Annotated in this window: 19 protein-coding genes; 10 read left to right on the top strand and 9 right to left on the bottom strand. The window is 39.2% G+C overall.

Annotation, left to right across the window (positions count from 1 at the left end):
- Positions 1-2: 2 nt before the first annotated feature.
- Together BLS35_RS12470 and BLS35_RS12465 are read right to left on the bottom strand one after the other, a co-directional pair.
- Complete coding sequence (locus BLS35_RS12470) at positions 3-794, bottom strand: DUF4197 domain-containing protein (RefSeq protein WP_090781399.1); 792 nt, start codon at positions 792-794, stop codon at positions 3-5.
- Positions 791-2,668 carry a vWA domain-containing protein gene (locus BLS35_RS12465; RefSeq protein ID WP_090781397.1) on the bottom strand — a complete coding sequence of 626 codons (1,878 nt, stop codon included), beginning with the start codon at positions 2,666-2,668 and terminating at the stop codon, positions 791-793. Before BLS35_RS12465 ends, BLS35_RS12470 begins: the two co-directional genes overlap by 4 nt.
- Before the next feature lie 97 nt (positions 2,669-2,765).
- On the opposite strand from BLS35_RS12465, the gene BLS35_RS12460 reads away from it, so the two are divergent.
- The 4 genes from BLS35_RS12460 (at position 2,766) to BLS35_RS12445 (ending at position 6,494) form a co-directional block, all read left to right on the top strand.
- Entirely contained in the window at positions 2,766-3,344 is a 579-nt protein-coding gene (locus tag BLS35_RS12460) for an RNA polymerase sigma factor (RefSeq protein WP_090781396.1), read from the top strand.
- On the top strand, positions 3,337-4,623 hold the full coding sequence (locus BLS35_RS12455) for a carboxypeptidase-like regulatory domain-containing protein (protein ID WP_090781395.1): 1,287 nt from the start codon (positions 3,337-3,339) through the stop codon (positions 4,621-4,623). The genes BLS35_RS12460 and BLS35_RS12455 overlap by 8 nt, the downstream gene beginning before the upstream one ends.
- Before the next feature lie 187 nt (positions 4,624-4,810).
- Positions 4,811-5,641, top strand: a complete 831-nt coding sequence (locus BLS35_RS12450) for an RpnC/YadD family protein (RefSeq protein ID WP_090781393.1) — start codon at positions 4,811-4,813, stop codon at positions 5,639-5,641.
- Positions 5,642-6,041: 400 nt separating this feature from the next.
- A complete protein-coding gene (locus tag BLS35_RS12445; RefSeq protein ID WP_090781391.1) occupies positions 6,042-6,494 on the top strand; it encodes a hypothetical protein in 453 nt (150 codons plus the stop codon).
- A gap of 306 nt (positions 6,495-6,800) precedes the next feature.
- Here BLS35_RS12445 and BLS35_RS12440 read toward each other — a convergent pair whose 3' ends face one another.
- The 4 genes from BLS35_RS12440 to BLS35_RS12425 all read right to left on the bottom strand — a co-directional run bounded on the left by BLS35_RS12440 (position 6,801) and on the right by BLS35_RS12425 (position 10,298).
- Positions 6,801-7,814 carry an inorganic phosphate transporter gene (locus tag BLS35_RS12440; RefSeq protein WP_090781389.1) on the bottom strand — a complete coding sequence of 338 codons (1,014 nt, stop codon included), beginning with the start codon at positions 7,812-7,814 and terminating at the stop codon, positions 6,801-6,803.
- 10 nt (positions 7,815-7,824) lie between these two features.
- Entirely contained in the window at positions 7,825-8,466 is a 642-nt protein-coding gene (locus tag BLS35_RS12435; protein ID WP_175459594.1) for a DUF47 domain-containing protein, read from the bottom strand.
- A gap of 86 nt (positions 8,467-8,552) precedes the next feature.
- Positions 8,553-9,578, bottom strand: coding sequence for a sensor histidine kinase (locus BLS35_RS12430; RefSeq protein WP_090781385.1), 1,026 nt, complete (start codon positions 9,576-9,578; stop codon positions 8,553-8,555).
- 72 nt (positions 9,579-9,650) lie between these two features.
- Positions 9,651-10,298 (bottom strand): HD domain-containing protein, encoded by a 648-nt coding sequence (locus BLS35_RS12425; protein WP_090781382.1) that lies wholly within the window; start codon positions 10,296-10,298, stop codon positions 9,651-9,653.
- 210 nt (positions 10,299-10,508) lie between these two features.
- Here BLS35_RS12425 and BLS35_RS12420 point away from each other — a divergent pair, with 210 nt between their 5' ends.
- Together BLS35_RS12420 and BLS35_RS12415 are read left to right on the top strand one after the other, a co-directional pair.
- Positions 10,509-10,727, top strand: coding sequence for a DUF2683 family protein (locus tag BLS35_RS12420; RefSeq protein WP_090781379.1), 219 nt, complete (start codon positions 10,509-10,511; stop codon positions 10,725-10,727).
- A complete protein-coding gene (locus tag BLS35_RS12415) occupies positions 10,718-10,978 on the top strand; it encodes a Txe/YoeB family addiction module toxin (protein WP_090781377.1) in 261 nt (86 codons plus the stop codon). Before BLS35_RS12420 ends, BLS35_RS12415 begins: the two co-directional genes overlap by 10 nt.
- A 4-nt stretch (positions 10,979-10,982) precedes the next feature.
- On the opposite strand, the gene BLS35_RS12410 is transcribed toward BLS35_RS12415, so the two are convergent.
- Positions 10,983-12,170 (bottom strand): THUMP domain-containing class I SAM-dependent RNA methyltransferase, encoded by a 1,188-nt coding sequence (locus tag BLS35_RS12410; RefSeq protein ID WP_090781375.1) that lies wholly within the window; start codon positions 12,168-12,170, stop codon positions 10,983-10,985.
- A gap of 72 nt (positions 12,171-12,242) precedes the next feature.
- Here BLS35_RS12410 and BLS35_RS12405 point away from each other — a divergent pair, with 72 nt between their 5' ends.
- The 3 genes from BLS35_RS12405 to BLS35_RS12395 all read left to right on the top strand — a co-directional run bounded on the left by BLS35_RS12405 (position 12,243) and on the right by BLS35_RS12395 (position 15,347).
- A complete protein-coding gene (locus BLS35_RS12405) occupies positions 12,243-12,611 on the top strand; it encodes a DUF3127 domain-containing protein (protein ID WP_090781373.1) in 369 nt (122 codons plus the stop codon).
- Positions 12,612-12,816: 205 nt separating this feature from the next.
- On the top strand, positions 12,817-14,652 hold the full coding sequence (locus BLS35_RS12400; protein ID WP_090781371.1) for a sensor histidine kinase: 1,836 nt from the start codon (positions 12,817-12,819) through the stop codon (positions 14,650-14,652).
- Positions 14,652-15,347, top strand: a complete 696-nt coding sequence (locus BLS35_RS12395) for a response regulator transcription factor (RefSeq protein ID WP_090781369.1) — start codon at positions 14,652-14,654, stop codon at positions 15,345-15,347. The genes BLS35_RS12400 and BLS35_RS12395 overlap by 1 nt, the downstream gene beginning before the upstream one ends.
- Here the strand turns inward: BLS35_RS12395 and BLS35_RS12390 are convergent.
- Both BLS35_RS12390 and BLS35_RS12385 read right to left on the bottom strand, forming a co-directional pair.
- Positions 15,344-16,114 carry a GLPGLI family protein gene (locus BLS35_RS12390; protein ID WP_090781367.1) on the bottom strand — a complete coding sequence of 257 codons (771 nt, stop codon included), beginning with the start codon at positions 16,112-16,114 and terminating at the stop codon, positions 15,344-15,346. The two genes, BLS35_RS12395 and BLS35_RS12390, sit on opposite strands and share 4 nt — an antisense overlap.
- Positions 16,115-16,119: 5 nt before the next feature.
- Entirely contained in the window at positions 16,120-18,912 is a 2,793-nt protein-coding gene (locus BLS35_RS12385) for an outer membrane beta-barrel family protein (protein ID WP_090781365.1), read from the bottom strand.
- A 163-nt stretch (positions 18,913-19,075) separates the two neighbouring features.
- On the opposite strand from BLS35_RS12385, the gene BLS35_RS12380 reads away from it, so the two are divergent.
- Positions 19,076-20,881 carry a DUF4153 domain-containing protein gene (locus tag BLS35_RS12380; RefSeq protein WP_090781363.1) on the top strand — a complete coding sequence of 602 codons (1,806 nt, stop codon included), beginning with the start codon at positions 19,076-19,078 and terminating at the stop codon, positions 20,879-20,881.
- The last annotated feature ends 14 nt before the right edge of the window (positions 20,882-20,895 follow it).

Here is a 20,895-nt window from a genome sequence, read left to right as displayed (position 1 = left end):
TTTTACTTATTCTTATCTGCGTAGCCAAACACCTTTTGTAAGAGCGAAGTAGACCTCGATCCCAGGTTGTCTCTGATTTTAAGTTCTTCTTGGGCTACCTGTATAAACATACCATCAATAGCTTTTTGTGCAACGTAATCAGAAAGATCAGTATTTAGTGGTTTCACCATTGGAAGTCTGTTATACTGGGCAGTGGCATCGCCCCAGTATTTAGTCGCTCCAACTTTTGAAAGGCTGGTATTAATTACTGGCTTAAACTTTTCCATTAGCTGAGAGGTCGTTACTCTTTTAAAATAATCAGTTGCCGCATCTTTGTTTCCCAATAATATATTGGTAGCATCTGTAATGGTCATTTGTTTAATGGCAGAAACGAAAATTGGTTTTGCTTCCTTTGCCGCGTCTTCAGCAGCACGATTCAAACTTAAAATCACATTATCCGCCAGTTTACCCATACCCAATGAACGCAAGGTTTTTTCTACCTTTTGTGCTTCAGGTGGAAAAAGGATTTTTACCGCCAAATTACCCATAAAACCGTCTTTCGCCGAAAGCAAGTCTGCCCCGCGCGATGTTCCGATTTCTAATGCTTGCTTAATAGCCGAAGCCATATCTAATGTGCTTGGCGTTCCGGTTGTACTGCTGCTACTAGTTGTTGTTGTCGTAGTTGTGGTGCTACTTTTAGTAACTCCAGTTACCTTTTTTAAAACATCGCCTAGTTTAGACTGTGCCTGAGTAGTAGAAGTAGTCATTAAAAAGCAAGCCGAAAGGGCAAGGTAAACAAGTTTTGTGCGTTTCATTTGTTATGCGTTATTGTTTTTTGATTCGAAGATAGCAAATCTTCGGCCATTAATTTAGCCGATTTAGCCAGTTTAATAAATTCTGAGCGATAACCTTCCTGGTCTTTGCCCATTGCTTGTGTCGCCGTATGGATGACGTGTTCAAATGATGCATTTTGTTTAAAATCAGATTGTCTTAGTAGCATTCCGAATTCTGCGATACTCGCTGCAAAACGGAAATTGTTGCTGGCATTTTCAAAAGGGGCCGAATGATCAATAATTGCTTCTTGAATCAATTTACTGGAACTTCCGTAAGGCTCTTTGTAACGCAGTTTTACGGTAAGCATTTCTTGACTGCCTTTGGTTGTTTTTTTATTTTCCTGATATTTTAAATCATCAACAGCGCCAGCGAAGCTACTCTTTACGCCTGTTGGAATCACCTCATACAAAGCCGTTACGGTATGTCCAGAGCCTAATTCGCCGGCATCTTTTCTGTCGTCGTTAAAATCCTTATCTTCCAGCAGTCTGTTTTCGTAGCCAATTAACCGGTAAGCCTGCACCTTGTCTGGGTTAAATTCAACCTGTAGTTTTACATCTTTTGCAATAGTAAACAATGTGCCTCCAAACTCATTAATTAGTACTTTACGGGCTTCGTTGATGTTGTCTATGTAAGCATAATTGCCATTGCCTTTATCAGCAAGGGTTTCCATTTTGCTATCTTTTGTATTACCCATTCCATAACCTAATACAGTTAAAAAGATACCAGTTTTGCGCTTTTCTTCAATCAGACTTTGCATGTCCTTATCGCTTGATGCGCCTACATTGAAATCGCCATCCGTTGCCAGGATTACCCTGTTGTTACCTCCCTTAATTAAGTTTTGTCCAGCTACTTTATAAGCCAGCTCAATTCCTGCACCACCTGCAGTTGATCCGCCTGCACTTAAGCTATTCAAAGCATCCTTAATTTTAGCTTTGTCGCTCCCCGCTGTTGAAGGTAGCACTAAGCCCGAATTTCCAGCGTATACTACAATGGCAACTTTATCTTTAGCACGGAGCTGATCCGTTAGTAATTTAAATGAAGAAACCAGCAAAGGAAGTTTGTTCGGTTCATTCATGGAACCTGATACATCAATCAAAAATACCAAATTGGATGCAGGAAGATTGTCTGTAGGTATTTTTCTACCCTGCAAGCCAATTTGCACTAATTTGTGCTTTGTATTCCATGGTGCGCTGGCAATTTCTGTTACAATATTTACAGGATCTGAACCTTTTGGCTGAGGATATTCGTAATCAAAGTAGTTGATCATTTCTTCAATCCTTATTGCATCTTTAGGGGGTAAGCCACCATTATTTATAAATCGGCGAACGTTGCTGTATGAGGCTGCATCAATGTCAATGGAAAAAGTAGACAACGGGTTTTTAAAAGGATTTTGAAAACCATTCTCCTGGATAGCGGCGTAGCTTTCTGTATTCTGGGGGGCATTATAAGACTTTGAGTTGTACATGACTGACGGTGAAACGAATGCAACGGAGCCCGTCGTTTGCCTTTTCAGTTTGGCAGGGTAACCGACTACCATTATTTCGGACAGTGTCTGGTTATCTTGTTCCAAGGCGACATTGATAATTGCAGACTTACCGATCTTTACCTTAAGGGATTTATAACCTAAAAAAGAAAAACGAAGTTGTTGACTATCATCCTCGACAGAGATCCTGTATTTGCCATCAGCGTTTGTCACTACGTGCTTTTTATTGGCTGCTGTGCTTACTATTACTCCGGGAATGGCCTTTCCATCTGTTTTATCGGTAACAACTCCGCTGATCACTTTAATAGATGCACAACTTTCGTGGAAGCCTATAAATATCAGCACAAACAAGGGTAGCAATAATGTTTTCATAATCTTCTGTTTTTTTAATGATGTAGGCTTTGAAGAATTTCCATACCAGTGTCAGAAAATATTTTTATACTTGAACAGATTATGCCTTAAACGCCCATTGAAGTTTATAAAAAATAACGCAAAAATAGAGGAGCAGGATGATGCTGCTTTAATCGCACGCTATAAAAGCGAGAGCGACTTGGGGGCATTGGGTACACTTTACAACAAATACATGCACCTGGTATTTGGGGTTTGTTTAAATTATTTAAAGGACGAGGAGCTGAGTAAGGATGCTGTAATGCAGATCTTTGAGGAATTGGTGTTGAAGCTAAAAATCCACGAGGTACAGAATTTTAAAAGCTGGCTGCATGTGTTAACCCGGAACCATTGTTTGATGGCGCTTCGCAAACAATCTAAGCATACTACAGTTTCTATCGATGATACTTTTGTGGAAAACACAGATTTTGTGCATCTTGATATGGATCATACAAAAGAGAACAAGCTAACCGTTATGGAAAAGTGTATGGAAACACTTCCGGAAGAACAGCGTTTGAGTGTGGATCTTTTCTATTTGCAGGAGAAGTGTTATAAAGAGGTTGCAGATATTACGGGCTACGAAATGCTGAAAGTGAAGAGTTATATCCAGAATGGGAAAAGAAATCTTAAAATTTGTATAGAAAAGAATAGTGGTGAATAAGGACTGGTTAGATATAGGCGTTTTAGAGGATTACCTTGATGGTAAGCTTGATGCTAAAACCATGAATAGGGTAGAGCGCGAAGCTTTAGAAGACCCTTTCGTGGCCGAGGCATTGGCTGGCTTAAGTGAATCGCCTAAGCGTTCGCTGCAATCCTTATCTCTGCTTCAAAAACAGCTGCATGAAAGGATTGCGGAACATCAGTCAGTTAAAAAAACTTCAGTAATTACCTGGCAACGTTTAAGTATTGCTGCTACAGCCGCGGTGATGTTTGTTGCCGTGAGTATTATGTTTTGGATGAAGGAAAATAATCATCAGAAAGAATTGGCAGGCCGTGCTAAGAAAGTTGATGTTACGATTGCGCCTAAAGCAGGAGATACTGTTCCTACAGTAGTAGATGCTGCACCTGTCTTAGCTGCAGAATCTGCTGATAAGCAAACAGAAAAAGAAATTGATAAGGCCATTAAAGCCGCAAAAACGAATACTTATGTAGCAAGAGTAAAGTCTGAGGCAAAAATAGCATCGAGTGCTGCGGATGTTGCAGAGCCGTTAAAAGAAGTCGTTATTTCGGCTGCGCCGGCTCAGTTTAAAAAGCAGGCAACAGCTTCAATGTCTGTTGTAAGCGTTGCTCCTTTGCAAGGCACCTTGAATGGTAAAGTGGTTGATGAAAGGGGACAGGCTCTACCTGGGGTGTCTGTACAAGTCGTGGGGACAAACCTAAGGACGTTGACCAATGCCGAGGGTATGTTTAAAATTACCGCAGATACTTTAATTAAAGAAGGAACAATTCGTGTTAATTATATCGGTTATAAAGCTACTGAGGTGCTTGCAAAAGTGAATCAGCCCGTAGCTGTTGCTTTAGTGCCTGCTGATTTAGCACTTAATGAGGTGGTCGTTGTGGGTTATGGCAAAGAAAAGAAAGAACAGAACGTAGGCAGCACCAAGCTTAATGGAGCATTATCTGGTCGGGTTGGTGGCATTGTGATCCGGGGTTCAAGTTCTGTTAATAAGGATACCATGGTTTCTTCCCCTATTGGCGGCTGGGATAAGCTATTTGCCTACATTAAAGCAAACAATGATTTTGCAAAAGAGGCTAAAACAGGTCAGGCAGTCGAGTTGAGTTTTAAAATTGATAAGGACGGTACGCCTACAGCTATTGAAATCATTAAAGTAGCGGATGATAAGTATGAGCAGGAAGCAATTCGGTTGATTCTTAATGGTCCTAAATGGAAAAAACCTGCTAAAGATAGCAGCAGGATGACCTTCAAGATAGACTTCTAACAAAAGAGGGTTCTACCAAAATCAAATACAGAATTATATTCCGTACCGTGCGGTTGGTAAATGCCGCCTTCCATATTTTATAAGGGCTAAATTCAATACAACGGAGAATAACGTCGAATTTTTGTCGGATAGTGGATTTTAAATTTCTTTCAGGGAGCTTTGCATATATACTTTTCAAAGTAAAGATATGCGGGAAAATACCAATGGTCGTTTACAAGGAAGCAAGTACGATAAGATACTGCGCGAGAATATGCAATTTATTTTGCCCGGCATTATTGAAAAGGTACTTAAGCTGAACATTGTAAAAAGCGCAGAACTTAAGGATAAGATACAAATTACACGACAAAAAGAAGTCGATGCTTTGTATATGGTAACGGATGCTGATGGAATTTCTAGTATCCTGCAAGTTGAATTTGAATCTAGTAACAAGCCAAAAATGCATTTCAGAATGGCTGAATATCGGTCAATGCTACATCAGATTTACGACCAACCGATAAATCAATATGTAATGTACATGGGTAAGGAGGCTTTAAGTATGCCATGTAAGATTGACTTACCCGGTTTTAAATATGAGTACAAATTAATCTCATTCTCTGATTTGCCTTATGAGCTGTTTTTATCTTCAGACGAACCGGAAGCACAATTGCTGGCTGTACTGGCAAATTTTGGAGAGAAAGAACCAGTTGAGGTAATACAGGCAATAATAGAAAAAATTGGTAAAGGTGATCCCGATGTGTTAATGGGGAATAAATATTATGAACAATTACGCGTCATTGTTCAGTTACGTAAATTAGATAAAGAATTAGAAATGGCTATGGATTCAGTAAACACATTTTGGAGAAAAGAGCGTGATGTTTTATTTAAATGGGGTAAAAAAGAAGGGATGCAGAAGGGAATCCAAAAGGGAATGCATAAGAAAGCACTTGAGACGGCAAAGGAGATGCTTATCGAAAAGGAACCTTTGGAGAGAATTGCTAAATACACCAAGCTGTCAATCAAAGAAATAGAGGTATTGTAGATCTACTTTTTAAATTAAATGAATAGAGGTTATAACCGTGTATAAAAAACAAAATATCAAGCCAATGAACTAAAGAAATATAGAAACAACATATCAATTACTTCTTAAATGAGGTATTAATTTAAAGAGTCTTTCCTACCGAACTACCACGAAATAGGAACCGAGACAATAGATTAATGCCCATGACAATATTTGTTGTACTTTCGTAGGTGCACTATAGCGTCACGGGTTCTATTGTAAAACCGGGTTCCAAGGCTGTGGTAGGCCAGGTAGGGCGGTATTTAGAACTTGCTATAGTTGCACCTTCGTTTTAACCCGACCTGTGGTTAAAACAGCTCGCTAAGCCTCCAGCTAAATCCCGTCCCGGACTCCTATTATTAACGGTTTAATCAACAATAATATGGAACTCAACGACGAAGAAAACAACGAAAACCTTTATTTTATCTTGGAACCAAATGCCGAAACGGACATCCCTGTTCATATAGTTTTTGATGATGCATTTGCGGCTAAAGCCTATTTCAACAGGTTTAGAACTTTTAGCGATGCACAGATTCTGGAATGCCGCCTCAACCCCGCTTTTTACACCGATATAACTAGGGACTGTTATTTTATCCAGCTGGACATGAACTCGGATGTATATGTGATTTCTCTGGCGAATGATCTTCAACGCTCTGAACTGGCAATCAAGGGACATTACTTTTTTGAAGGAGATCAAATTTGCATTTACCTAATGGCGCCATGCGAAGAGGATGCCATAAAAGCGGCTCGCAAGATCCGAGATAAGACTATTGCAAACAACGAGTTTGTAAATAGACCAAGTTTAGGTCAAATATTGGGAAAGAGCGTGAAATAGACCTGTCAGGCATCATTATGAATCGCGGTTAAGTAGGGTTAAAGTTGGGAATGAATAGGGGGTTGCTATAGCAACCCTAAAGCAAGGGTAAAGCAACCCCCTATTTTAGCGCTATTTATCCCATACTTATTCCCTAGTTATGGTAACGGCTTCCAAAACCTTGTCCTATTCTGGTATTATTTGATTTTGAAAAATACTTTCCTGAAAATGATTGTTATGTTGAGGTATTTGACGAGAAGTAAATTAACACAAAAAGGGCCATATCATTAGATACAGCCCTTCTCATTAAATATGATTTGTCTTTTTTTAAAAGAAAAGATGGATTACGGCATAAACAAGCGCAGCTAGTGTAGCAGAAACAGGAATGGTTAAAACCCATGCCCATAATAAGCTCACTGTAACGCCCCAGCGTACTGCAGAAACCCGTTTTAATAAACCAACACCAACAATAGATCCTGTAATGGTGTGTGTGGTAGAAACAGGGATACCGAAGTGTTCTGTGATTCCTAAAGTTACAGCACCAGCAGCTTCAGCAGCTACACCTTCAAAAGCATTTACTTTTGTGATCTTGGATCCCATAGTTTTAACAATTTTCCAACCACCACTCATTGTGCCCAATGCAATTGCAGCATAACACGAGATCGGAATCCATTCTGGCATTCTGGTGTTTGCCATTGAAGGGTTAACCGCAACAATCGCTACGAAAATAATTCCCATGACCTTCTGCGCATCGTTACCACCGTGGGTAAAACTCAATGCAGCTGATGAAATTAATTGAAGACGTTTAAACCATTTCTCCGCTACAGATGGCCTTGCATTTTTTGAAATATGCAAGATGATGATGGAAATAATCACCGAGATCAGCATACCAATTACAGGAGCCAATACAATAAACGCGACTACTTTTAAAATAGGAGCAAAGTTAACGGCCGACATAATGCCTGCACCCATGGTGAAAGCTTTAGCCATACCTGCACCTGCAAAACCACCAATTAATGTATGAGAAGAACTAGAAGGAATACCAAACCACCATGTAAATAGGTTCCAGGTAATGGCGGCAATCAAACCAGCTAAAATAACCTCCAATGTAATGTAATTTTCTACTACAGTTTTAGCAATGGTGTTGGCTACTTTATGATCTGTAAAGTAGAAATAGGCAGCAAAATTAAATACTGCAGCCCACAATACTGCCTGAAAAGGCGAAAGTACTTTTGTGGATACAATAGTTGCAATAGAGTTTGCCGCATCGTGAAAGCCGTTTATGTAATCGAAGGCTATTGCCAAAACAATTACAACGACCAATAAGGTAGTTATTACCATTTCGTTTTTTTTAAGCGTTCTTTACCAAAATAGATTCCAGCACGTTTGCTGCATCTTCACATTTGTCTGTCGCCAATTCTAAGGTTTGCAACACTTCTTTTTGTTTAATTAGCTCGATCGCATTGGTTTCGAATTCAAACAAACGGGCAATCGCCAGGTTACAAACGTAATCAGCTTGGTTTTCACCGCTGTTGATACGTACGCAGGCATCAGCAATAACACGAATGTTTTTAAAGCTTCTTAATTCTTTAATTGCTTTTTCCAAATCGATACACATCTCCACTAAAAGTTCTGCAAGTTTGATCATTGCATCACCAATATGGGTTACGTTATATAATTCTATATTGCTTGCCGAAGCGTGAATATAATCTGCAATATCATCAACAGCACTAGCTAGTGCGTGGATATCCTCTCTGTCGAAAGGAGTGATAAAGTTTTTACTTAATTCAAGAAAAATTGAATGGGTAATGTCGTCTCCAACATGCTCCAAACGTTCTACCTCCTTAATGTATTCTTTTCTTTTCTCCAGGTCTGTTGCGCTAAGCGCAAGCAAAAGAGCCTGAGAAATCTTTAATACGTTGCTCCCTGCCTGCTCAAATAAGGGCTGGAATTTCTTGTCTTTCGGGGTAAAGAACTTAAAAATGCTATTCATATTAATTTAAAATATGATGCAAAAGTATGAGTGCAATGTTAAGTTAGTGTTAAGTGTTAACATATTTTTTAAAATAGAAGAACCTGTTAGCCAATCTTTTCAAGGGTAAAGGCAAAGGTTGTTCCAATCTGCAAGGTACTTCTTACGGATATAATTTGTTCATGAGCCTCCAAAATATGCTTTACAATAGCCAATCCAAGCCCTGTACCGCCTTCTTCTCTCGATCTATGAGAATCTATTCTGTAGAAACGTTCAAACAAACGAGCAAGGTGCTTTTCGTCAATACCAATACCATCGTCTGTTACCTCAACTAGGTACTGATCATGTAATTCAAAGATTTTTATCGCTGTAGACCCATGCTCTCTACCATATTTTAAGGAATTGTGGATCAGGTTGATTAATACCTGTCTGATTTTTTCACGATCAGCCCTAACATAGGCGGGATGAGTATACTTGTCTTTAAAGGAAAGGGTAATATGCCTTTTCTTTGCAGAATCTTCCAATCCTTCCATTACTTCTCTGGCAAGTGGAACAAAGTCGAAACGCTCGTAATTAATAGGAATCTCACCGGTTTCCAGTTTCGAGATAGAATCCAAATCATCGATCAGATAACTTAACCGTTCAACGTTCTTTTCGGCTTTGCCTAAAAATTTAACAGCGGTATCCGGGTCGTCGACTAAACAATCTTTTAGTGTTTCTATATAGCCTTGGATGGCAAATAATGGGGTTTTAAATTCATGAGATACGTTGGACAAGAATTCTCTTCTAAACTGTTCTTGCTTTTTCAAGACCTCAATTTCTCTTTTCTTAGCACCCGCCCACTCTTTTACTTCTTGTTCCACATCATTGATTGGATCGGAACTTACATATTCGCCTAAAGCGTCTTTAAGGTCTTTACCTAATTTCAAATTATGGATCATTTTATAGATCAGGACTATTTTAGAATAGATATACTTCTCAATCAGGTAATAGAAAACAACAAAACTGGTAATGAAAGTAACTGCAAAGGAAACCAGCATATAATACAAGTCCTTTTGAAAATAGAAATTCACCAGGCCGATAGAAAGGCCCACTGCAAAGGCAGTAATTAACACCAATATACTTAACTTCATTCTTATAAATTTTTACAGTAAGAGCACTTGCTTAGACTGAGAGCAATTTACAAGATATATTTTAATTGTACGTTAAATTTTTCCTTCGCATTCATTATAAAACTGCTCCAGGTAAATCAGCATAAAATCATGGCGTTTTTGGGCAATTTTTTTGCCTGTCGAGGTCTTCATCAGGTCTTTTAGCTTTAATAGTTTTTCGTAGAAATGGTTTATAGTGGGGCCATTTGAGTTTTTGTAGGCTTCCTTGCTCATATTGAGCTCAGGTTTTATTTCAGGATCATATAAAATCCTGTTTTTATAACCACCATAGGTAAAAGCACGGGCGATTCCGATGGCGCCAATGGCATCTAATCGGTCTGCATCCTGAACAACGTCTAGTTCAACAGACTTAAAAGTGACTTCGCCTAAACTGGCTTTGTAACTCAAATTTCTAATAATTTGCTGTACGTGCTCAATAATGGATGGCTCGAGGTTCAGGGAAGTTAAAAAGTCGCCCGCTATTCTTGGCCCAATTTCTTCGTCACCATTGTTAAATTTAGCATCTGCAATATCATGGAGTAAGGCTGCAAGTGCAACAATTAATTCGTCAGCTTTTTCTGACGAATTAATACTTAGTGCATTTTTATAAACCCGTTCTATGTGAAACCAGTCGTGACCGGCCTCAGCATTTGACAGAGTTTGCTTAACAAATTGTATGGTTTTTTCTATGATTTGGTCCATGATTGTGTTTTTTACAAAGATATTGATTCATACGAAAGGGATGGCTCGTGAAAAATAATCTTTCTAAAATGTGGAGCGGACCTATGACTTTGCATAAATTACGATTAGTATTATATTTTAATTAAACGTTTAGTTATGAGGAGTATTTTTGTTCGATCAGTAGGGAGGTCTTTGAAAAAAAATAGAATAAATATTAGTAATTTTGTTACTATGAATACTTTAACGGTTAAGATCAAGGACAAAAAAACTGAGAAGGAGGTAAAGACCTTTTTGGATGCTTTGGGTTTGACTTATAAAGTAGAATCGATCAATGACGATACTGAATTGATTTCATCTAGCAAGGCTATGGTGAAACATCTTGATGCTGCAAAAAATGAAGAGAGAGAAGGCAAAGGGACTAAAGTCCGTCTTGACGATATATGGAAATAATCTTCATGCCCTCAGCGCTTGACGATTTGGAATATTGGAAGAAAAGCGGGAATACAAATATTCTTAAGAAAATCAGAGATTTATTAGCCTCCATTGAACTTACCCCATATTCTGGAACGGGTAAGCCCGAAGCATTAAAACATAGTTGGAGTGGATGGTGGTCTAGAAGGATCAATAAAGAACACCGATTGATTTATAAAGTAGAGCAAAATACGATTACCGTTTTTGCTCTAAGATTTCATTATGATTGATAATTTATGGTTTAACTGGTCTCTCGTCATCAGGTCTTCTGCTGCCGTCATACAATTCGTATTCTAGCATGCGGCAATCCAACTTTCCATTGTAAAATTCTACTTTGCGGTCGGCTTTTAGGCCAATCTTTTTAGCTAGATCAGGGTTTCCTGTGAATATATAGCCAGAATAACCTTTGCAATACTGCTTCATGAAATCACCCATGCGTTTGTAAGTTGCCTCTAATTTAGAGTGTACACCCAATCGCTCCCCATATTCAGGGTTAAATACGACAACACCTTTTGCACCTTCAGGAACCTGAGTGTCCGCAAAATCGCAAACTTCAAAAGTGATCAGTGTATCTACACCTGCAGTTTTAGCATTTTTTCGACTGATGTCAACTGCATCGTCAGATAAATCTGTAGCTATGATTTGTAGATCAACGTTTTTGATTACTTGATCTTTTAATATTCTGCGTTCGGTAAAAAACACTTGTTCGTCATATCCCATGATGTGCATGAAACCATAATTCATGCGGAATAATCCAGGGCGACGGTTAGTCGCGATCAAGGCGGCCTCAATAGCCAATGTTCCAGAACCACACATTGGATTTACGAAAGGTGATTTTTGATCCCACTTAGTGCTCAATACCACGGCTGCGGCCAATGCTTCAAGCATGGGTGCTTTTCCTGGGATCTTGCGGTAACCATGTTTAGCTAGTGTTTCTCCAGAAGTATCGATAAATATGTCAGCTTCACTGTCTTTCCAGTATAGGTGTACTACTGCTTTATTGGCATCAGAACCCGAATTTGGGCGGATGCCTTTTTTTTCTTTAATCCTGTCAACTATAGCATCTTTTACCTTTAAGTTGGCAAAAAGTGGCGTAGTAATGGTTGGGTTATCCACATTTGAAGTTACAGAGAAATAACCTGAAAAATCGATGAGTTCTTCCCATGCCATATCCACCATCTCGCGATACAATTCTTCTGGATTATTAGCCTTGAAGCTCTTCAAGCAGTATAAAATCTGACTCGCACACCTTAGATTAAGGTTTAGCTTAATGCATTCAGACAGGGTGATGTTCAGTTCTACGCCTGTAGGGAAATCTCTTACGATTTCATAACCCAGGTCTTTAACCTCCCCTAATAAATAAGGAGAAAGGCGCTTATTGCAGGTTATAATAACCTTACTTTTTGTGTGGAAAACTTGCATAATTTATTGTGCGAAGTTATCAATAAAAATATAGAGATTTGAACTTTGTAGTAGAATAAACGAGTATTTGTTATGGAAATAAAAGGAAAAGTGCATGAAATCGGTGCATTACAACAGGTGAGCGAGACTTTTAAGAAAAGAGACCTGATTATAGAATATGCAGAAAACCCTACTTATCCTGAATACATCAGGTTTGAGGCTTTACAAGATAAAACAGCTTTGTTTGATAGCTTGAAACAAGGTGATGATATCGAAGTTTCATTCAATTTACGCGGTCGTCCGTGGACTGATAAAACCGGAAAAACATCTTATTTCAACAGTTTGGTAGTATGGCGTATCAATGCATTAACACCAGGTGCAGCCGCCGCTTCTACTCCAGCATATGCCCCACCAGCTGATTTAAACAGCGCACCGGGCGAGGAAGATGATCTTCCTTTCTAAGAGCTTTTTTTAAGCAAACAAATTTACAATTATGCCGGAAATACCTTCCGGCATTTTTTTTTGGCTTGGATTTTAGCTATTTCTTAATGAACGAATTGTCGCCGTACTGCGGCGACAATTGAAAAGATAGCCGTCAATTCCGTGTTAAAATTTGTTAAATAAGGCGTTTTCTGTGAATGCTTCTTTATTTTTGATTAAATCTATAATGAAGAAAAGGAGCCTTTGGCTAATTACCGGACTAATGACCATAGCATTGCTAGGGGTGTTTGTAATGCAATTGTATTACATCAGGGAGGCTTATAATCTAAAATCTCAACTTTTTGAACAGGATGTACAGCAAGCCTTAAATGCCGTTGTAAATAAAGTGCAAAGGCGCTATGCTGCGGTTCACATCACTAAAAAAGATTTCGAGGTAAGAAAAGAACGCGAGCGTGATTTTAGGGATAAGGCGCAGCGAATCATCGATTTTAAGGAGCAATTTAAGGAGCAGGAAATTCGAAGGAAACGGGAGCAGCAAAAGAAGGTAATTACCGACCTGAATATGCGAGATAGTATTGTTAGGGTTACTTTTCTGAAACCGGAGCTGATCAGTGAAGAGGTATATCAGGAAATTTCGAATGTAAATAATAAAGGGAAAACCTCCTTACAGGTTCAGGTTGATTTTGGAGTGGATGCTTTTGGAAATGTACGCGGCAATGTGAATCAAACTGTTGTGTCTAGAAAATCTTCCACATTTACGTTAGCGCCAGATCATCTGGCCGACAGTATAAGGTATCTCGCTTATAATCCTCAAAACCTTAACCCGATAACGGTAACACTAGAAAGAGTGACACCTGAGCTAGCACTTAAATTTAAGATAGAGGATAGAACCGCGGCTCAGCGATATCAGGAAGGGCTAAAAGATTTGATGCAGGATACGGTAGCTTTGGAAGGGGCAAATTTGAATTACCTGGAAGATGTGGCGAAAGAAATGCGTCAGGTATATGTACCGATCAATCAACGGGTATCCATAGACGCATTAGATACCTTGATTAAAAAGGAGTTGCAAAATCGAAATGTGAGTTTGACGTATGATTTTTGGTTAAAATTGGCGAATAAAGATTCTGTTCTTTATCAGAAGGTTTCCAACGCTCAAGCGGATGTTTTGCCTGAAAATACTTATCGCACAGCTTTATTTAGTAATGAGGTGTTTCGTGATCCGGGAATGTTGTACTTGTACTTTCCCAATAAGAATTCGTTAATTCTTAGCAATATGTGGGCTACTATGGCCTCTTCTGCGGGATTATTGCTGGTGCTGATTTTTATCTTTGCCTATACGATTTATGCGATATTAAAGCAGAAGAAAATTTCTGAAATGAAGACCGACTTCATTAATAATATGACCCACGAGTTTAAGACCCCTGTGGCTACCATTATGATTGCCAGTGAGGCACTGAAAGATCCGGAGGTAGTAGCAGATAAAAGTCGGATAAGCAGGCTTGCCGGTATTATTTACGATGAGAATGTGCGATTGGGCAATCATATAGAACGCGTGCTAAGTATTGCCCGACTGGAAAAGAAAGAGTTAAAGCTAGAGCATAGAGAAGTTAATATCCACGATCTGATTTCGGCGGTGGTGGATAGCATGAGTCTGCAGCTGCAAAAGAAAAATGCAAAGGTTACATTAAACCTAAATGCCAGTCATGATAGGGTGTATGGGGATGAGTTGCATCTCTCTAATGTATTTTTTAACCTGGTCGACAATGCCAATAAGTATAGCGCCAACGATCCTGATATCACGATAACCACCAGGAGTACGGATAAAATGCTGACTATTGAGATTGCAGATCAAGGTATTGGTATGACCAAGGAACACACCAAGCGTATTTTTGATCAATTTTATAGGGTGCCAACCGGTAATTTACATGACGTAAAGGGCTTTGGTCTCGGTCTTAATTATGTACAGGATATTGTAGAACAAATGAACGGCAGCATAAAAGTGCACAGTGAGAAAGATAAAGGAACTACATTTGAGATAAATTTACCACTAAACCACAACTAATGAAAAGAATTTTATTGGTAGAAGATGATCCTAATCTTGGGTTGCTTTTGCAGGACTACCTTCAGTTAAAAGGGAAATTTGATGTAGTACTATGTACTGATGGGGAAGAAGGATTGAGGGCATTTAGTAAACAAGAGTTTGATCTTTGTATTTTGGATGTAATGATGCCAAAAAAGGACGGTTTTACATTAGGTAAAGAGATTAGAAAGATTAATCAGGATGTGCCTATAATTTTCGCTACAGCCAAGGCCATGATGGAAGATAAAGCTTCTGCTTATGATCTTGGTGGTGATGATTACATTACAAAGCCGTTTAGGATTGAGGAATTGCTACTGCGTATAAATGCTCTATTGAAACGTGTTGCAGTAAAGGAGCAGGTTGATCCGGGACCTGCACAAACACAGTTTCAAATAGGTGATTATACTTTCGACTATACCACACAGTTGATTCATTTCAACGGATTTCAACAAAAGCTATCGACCAAAGAAGCCGAATTGTTGCGCTTGCTTTGTCTTAAAAAGAATGCTGTACTTACCCGTGAAGAAGCATTGTTAAGCATCTGGCATGATGATAATTATTTTAATGGTCGTAGTATGGATGTTTTTTTAAGTAAATTGAGGAAGTATTTGAGGGATGATCCTAAAGTGGAGATCCTGAATGTACACGGTAAAGGCTATAAGTTGCTGGTAAATTAAAGGATTAGTGTTTTTAGTAAAGGTTTCCCCCAATTACCAGATTTTGCGGCAAAATTGCCTATGGCTTCCTTAAGACCTTTAAGATCCTTTGGTTTGCCTTTAGCAGGGGCTTTTAGTTCATTTGGGCTAACGGGACGGTCTGTTATTTTTGTGGCAAACCAAGTTACATGTTCATGGGGCATAGCCAGACCAAGTATCATCCCCGGTAAACCGGTAAAAGACTCTGGTCCACCCGAAACCGGAATTTTATCAGTGTAAAAGGCCACGATATAAATCGAATCGGCGACAATCGCATTTGCCCTGCGGCATTCATAACCCGCGATGTTGCGCATTTCGGTCGTTAATTTCCAATTAATCTTTCTGACCGTATCTTTCAACAGAAAGGTTTCTTCAAAGAACTTTTTTTGCGTGGTAAATAAACCTGTATTCAGATCGGTATAGGTAATATTGTCTTGTGTGCCAAAAGGAATCTGGATAAAGCTAATCCCCGTAGTTTCGGTAGCAATGGGACTGAAAAGTGTTTTATTCTCTGCAAAATGTAAGGTGCTGACTAGTTTTTTAAACTGTGGCTGAGAACTTTTGTAATGCTCGTAAGCATCAGAAGCGATACTGCTGCCTTGGTTTCCTAGCATCTTTTTTAAAATAGCATGCGTATTTACAGAGCGCTCAAATTCGATAACACCCTGATTGATAAATCTTACATTTTGCGCTTTTAGGGAGTTTATGGTCAACAATAGGTAGATAATTAGGGTAGGTATGTGTTTCATGATGGTTATTTGTTAGTTGATCCGCCCATTTTATTAAAGTCCCAGACTACTGAGAATATAAAATATCGCTTTATGGTGGTGAAGGTGTTCTGGATGATCTGGTTATTTGAGGCAGTTCTGTTCTGGCCTGTATTTTGGTTCAGGAGGTCGTTGCCTTTTAGCTCGATCCAGAAGTTATCTTCTTTGAAGAAATTTTTGCGGATAGCCGCATTCCATATTAGGCGTTCAAAGCTTTTGTCAAATGAGGCTGTTGCTGCGGTAAAACCATACTCGGCGTTGCTGCTGAGCTGAAATTTACCAGGTAGGTATAAGGTAAATGCAGCGCTGGAGTTTAAGTTCCAGCCATTGTTGTTTACCTGTTGCTGCAGTGAGGACTGGCTGGTATTGTAGCCAGGCGAGATCCGAAGATTGAAGTTATATTTTTTTGCGTCCCATTTGGATATAGATAAATGTCCAGAGAAGTTATAAGACTTAGCTTCATTCAGCGCTTTGTTGATGTAATTGTATGAAGTATTTCCGTTGGCATCTAAGCCCAAATTTAAATTGATGTTGAGTGGCTTGATTTTCCGGCCCGTGTTGGCGTAAAAATTAAAGTTATTGGGCATTTTTCCGTTCAGGTTGATGGATTGGAAGGTGTTTTTTCCAACGGCATCGGAGATCATATTACTTACGATCGCATTGCCGGTAAAGTCAAAGGATCCCCCAAGGCTTATGTATCGCTCGCTGAGCATTTTATAGGAATTGTAATTCAGGTTAAAGCGGTTTGTAAATGATGGTGTCAGGTCCTTATTGCCGATGGTGACGTTTAGAGGGTCGGTGTTTACACGTACTGGCTGTATTTCGTCCAATTGGGGTTGGTTATTGTTGCCGTTGTAGCTAAAACGGAAAGAAGCCTGCTGCGAGATCTTGAGTAGGTAGGATGCCTGTGGGCTCCAGTTGATGAAGTTTCTGTCGAAATTCTGCGCTCTAAAAATATCCCGCTGATTAAACTGTACAGCGGTTGCCTTTGTACCAAAGTTAATGGTTGTCTTGTCTTTTTTGTAGTTGAAAATTGCGCCCAGCTGATTGGTGAACTGATCAAGTTTATAGTCATTGCTGTACAAAGTATCCAGTAGATCATAATTACCATTGAGGGCCTGGTTAAAAGATTTCCTGTCGGATGTCCCCCTGCTAAAGCCTAAGCCATAATTAAAAACAATAGTAAGGCTTTTAGAAAGCGGCTCGGTATAGCTCAGGTTGGTATTTAATACCGAATTTACCCCATCGTTGGTCTTGTATTGGTCGATATGCTTGACACTGTCTTGCCCACCTGTTTCATTATAAAAGGTATTTACTGAGTTTAAAAATCCGGTATTTGAATCTTTGTTCAGGGAATAGCTCGTATTGGCAGAAAAAGTGCGGCGAGGCTTTTTAAATTTCAGCGTATATAAAGCGCTCATGTTAAAGAGCTGGTCTTTCCCATCATTGCTCAGCTTTCTATCGCTGGTGTTGAGCAGGCGTTGTCCTGCCTTTGTACTTTGAGAATTAAATGCGGAATTTGTTTCTGATTTTTTTAGCGTACCATCCACTGATACCTTTAATGTAGACATGGAGTCAAGCTTGGTAGAGTAACTAAAATCCAGTTTCTGTCTGAAAATGTACTTGTTAAAGTTTTGATCGGAATTGCTGTTTAAAATTCCATCTGGAAGGTTATTCTGGGTTAGCGTATTATTGCTGCCCCTTACACCCAGTGACCCTATTTTATAATTAGTATTGATGCTTTGTTTGTCTTTATTCCATTTGGTGTCGTAATGCAGTCCTCCCGTACGTGCCAGAGGTATCCCTTCATTGTTATATCGGCCGTCAAAGGATTCTAGCTCGTCATTTTGATCGCCAATTGTCAGCATCATGCCGCCGTCATCACTAAACTCTACTATTGCACTCTCTTTATATTTTCTGCTGTCTTCCCAGCTGAGCCCGGTTTTTCCAGTATTGGCCAGCGTGCTGTAAGCTGAGAATTTTTGTTTGGCCTTAAAAATATTGAACATGCCCTGCAGACCGTAAAACTCATCCGTTCCTCCGCCTGCATCTATTTTTCCAAAATATCCCTTTTTCTTGTCTTCTTTCAGTTTTAGATTAATCGTTTTTTCGGTCTTGTCGTCATCTACTCCGGTAAATACGGCCTGATCACTTTTTTTATCATAAAGCTGTATTTTGTCGATCATGTCGGCCCGTAGATTTTTAGTCACCAGGGTAGGGTCATCTCCAAAAAATTCATCGCCATCTACAAGTACTTTAGTAACCGTTTGTCCCTGAGCTGTAATCTTTCCATCCTTGTCTATCTGTATACCAGGGAGCTGCTGCAAAAGGTCATCTACCCTTGCGTTGGGCCTGACGGTAAAACTGCCTGCATTAAACTCGGTGGTATCACCCTTAATTTTGATAGCTGCCATTTTTCCCTGGATGATCACATCATTAAGCAGTGTTGATTTTAAGACCATGTTTAGGAAACCAAAGTCTTTAAGAGATTGTGCTGTGTCCAGTGTAAAATTCTCTACATAATCGGCATAACCTGGATAGGTAACTAACAAAATAAATTTACCGGGACGTAGCGTTGTTACCAAAAAATTACCTTCGGCATCAGCTCTGCCAAACTTGACCAGGGTAGAATCCTGTTGATTTAATACGGTAATTGTGGTGTTGATCAGTTTATAGCTGGCTAGGCTATCTGTAACGGAACCTTTAAGAGAGTAACTTTGCTGGGCAGAAGTGACTAGGGCATGGCAAAGCAATAGAGTAAGCAGAGTCGTTAATTTCATTTGGTTAGATGATGTTTAATTTAAAGGTATAACTAAAGATTTAGTCGTAAAAGTCTTTTCTTGTTAATTTTTGTTAAATGTTATCTAATCCGGTCCTTAGCTTAAATATTACTACTTTTATAACAGACAATTATAACTAACCGTTCTATCCATCTATCTCCAAATGAAACTCAAACTACCTTCCCTACATTCCTTATGGATCAGCTTTGTTCAAGTTGTTTCTCGGTTTCCTTTGCAGGTTTTAGTGGCTATAGCGGCTACAATATCATGGTGTTATCTTGTCGACGTAAGTAGGCATACAGAAGAACGGCTCACTGTATTCCTTTCGGTTTGCAACCTTGCATTGACTTTGCTTCTGGCTGTAGATCTTTATGCAGAAGCCAATAAGCTTCAGTCTACTAAACAATGGGCCTTACGATTGGCTGCTGTATTGATCTGCACCGGCCTGTATTTTGTGTTGAAGCCATCTTTTTACCTGGCCGATATTTTTCGAATAGGCTTGTTGGCATTTGGCTTTCATTTATTGGTTGCTTTTGCTCCTTTTATAAGAAATGGAAGCGCTAATGGCTTTTGGCAGTACAATAAAACTTTATTCTTAAGGATTCTAACATCTGCACTTTATGCAGGTGTGCTTTTCGCTGGATTGGCTATTGCGCTTGTCGCAATTGATGGCTTATTTAATGTAAGTATTAGCTGGCGGACCTATATGCGCCTATTTGCTATAGTTACTGCTGGATTTATGACCATCTTCTTCCTGGCTGGTGTGCCAGATAATTTTGAAGAACTGGATAAAGAAGAGAGTTATCCAAAAGGGCTTAAAATATTTACCCAGTATGTGCTAATTCCCTTAATGACCATATATCTGCTTATTTTATTGGTATATGAGGCTAAGATCATCATCAACTGGGAGTTGCCCAAAGGTTTAGTGTCAACTTTGATTTTGGGGTATGCTGTATTTGGAATTTTATCTTTATTGCTCATCTATCCCATTAAGGAGAAGGAGGGGAATGGCTGGATGAAACTGTTTTCACGGTTTTTCTATGTGATGATGATTCCTTTGGTGGTGTTATTGCTGCTCGCCGTTTGGAAAAGAGTAGGTAATTATGGCGTTACTGAGTCCCGTTATATACTGATTATACTAGCGGTTTGGCTGACTTTAATTACCGTTTACTTCCTGATCAGTAAAAAACAAAATATCAAAATCATTCCGGTTAGCTTATGTGTATTGGCTTTGCTGGCTACTTATGGGCCTCAAAGTGCATTCTCAGTATCTAAATATTCGCAGGTAGCTCGTTTAAAAAGACTGATGGTTTCTAACAGTCAGAAGGATGTGGCGCAACGCGCTGATGTGGTAGATTATTTGGTGGATAGGCATGGTTTAAGCACGTTGCAGCCTTTTACAAAGGTAAATCTTGAGGAGTTGGAGGTTAAAATTGAAGCGAGAGATACTACCCAGTCCCGTTATGCTATTAAAAGCAAAAAAACGGACACGGCTTATGCTTTACTCAAAATAAAAAGAATAGGTAGGAGATATACGGATAATGTGCGATTTGTTCCGTTGGATGAGGTGATTGTGAATGTGAAAGGATATGATTATGTAATTCCGATTGAGAATTATCCAAATGAAAGTACCTCTGTGATTAATCATCAGCCGGTCGTTGTTGAAAGGGTTAGGCCGACTGGAAATCTAAAAGTAAGGATAGGAGCTGGGGCTCCGGCTGAATTTGATTTACATAAATTGGCCGGAGATGCGGTTAAAGCTTTTAAATCGGGTAAATTAAAAGAAAGACCTAATGGCGGTAATGCTTATTATTTATCACAAGATTCACTCGCGTTAACTCAAAATTTAAATAACTACGAGTTAAAATTAGTGGTTATCTCACTTGATACGAATTCTGACACAGAAGATCCTGAAGAATTAAACCGCCAGTTAAGTTACAATGGTTACTTGCTAATTAGGGTAAAGTAGCCAATTCTTGCTAG

Origin of the sequence: Pedobacter sp. ok626, from assembly GCF_900100435.1 — a bacterium.
GTDB lineage: Bacteria > Bacteroidota > Bacteroidia > Sphingobacteriales > Sphingobacteriaceae > Pedobacter.
This window is presented reverse-complemented; position numbering and strand designations above follow the sequence as displayed.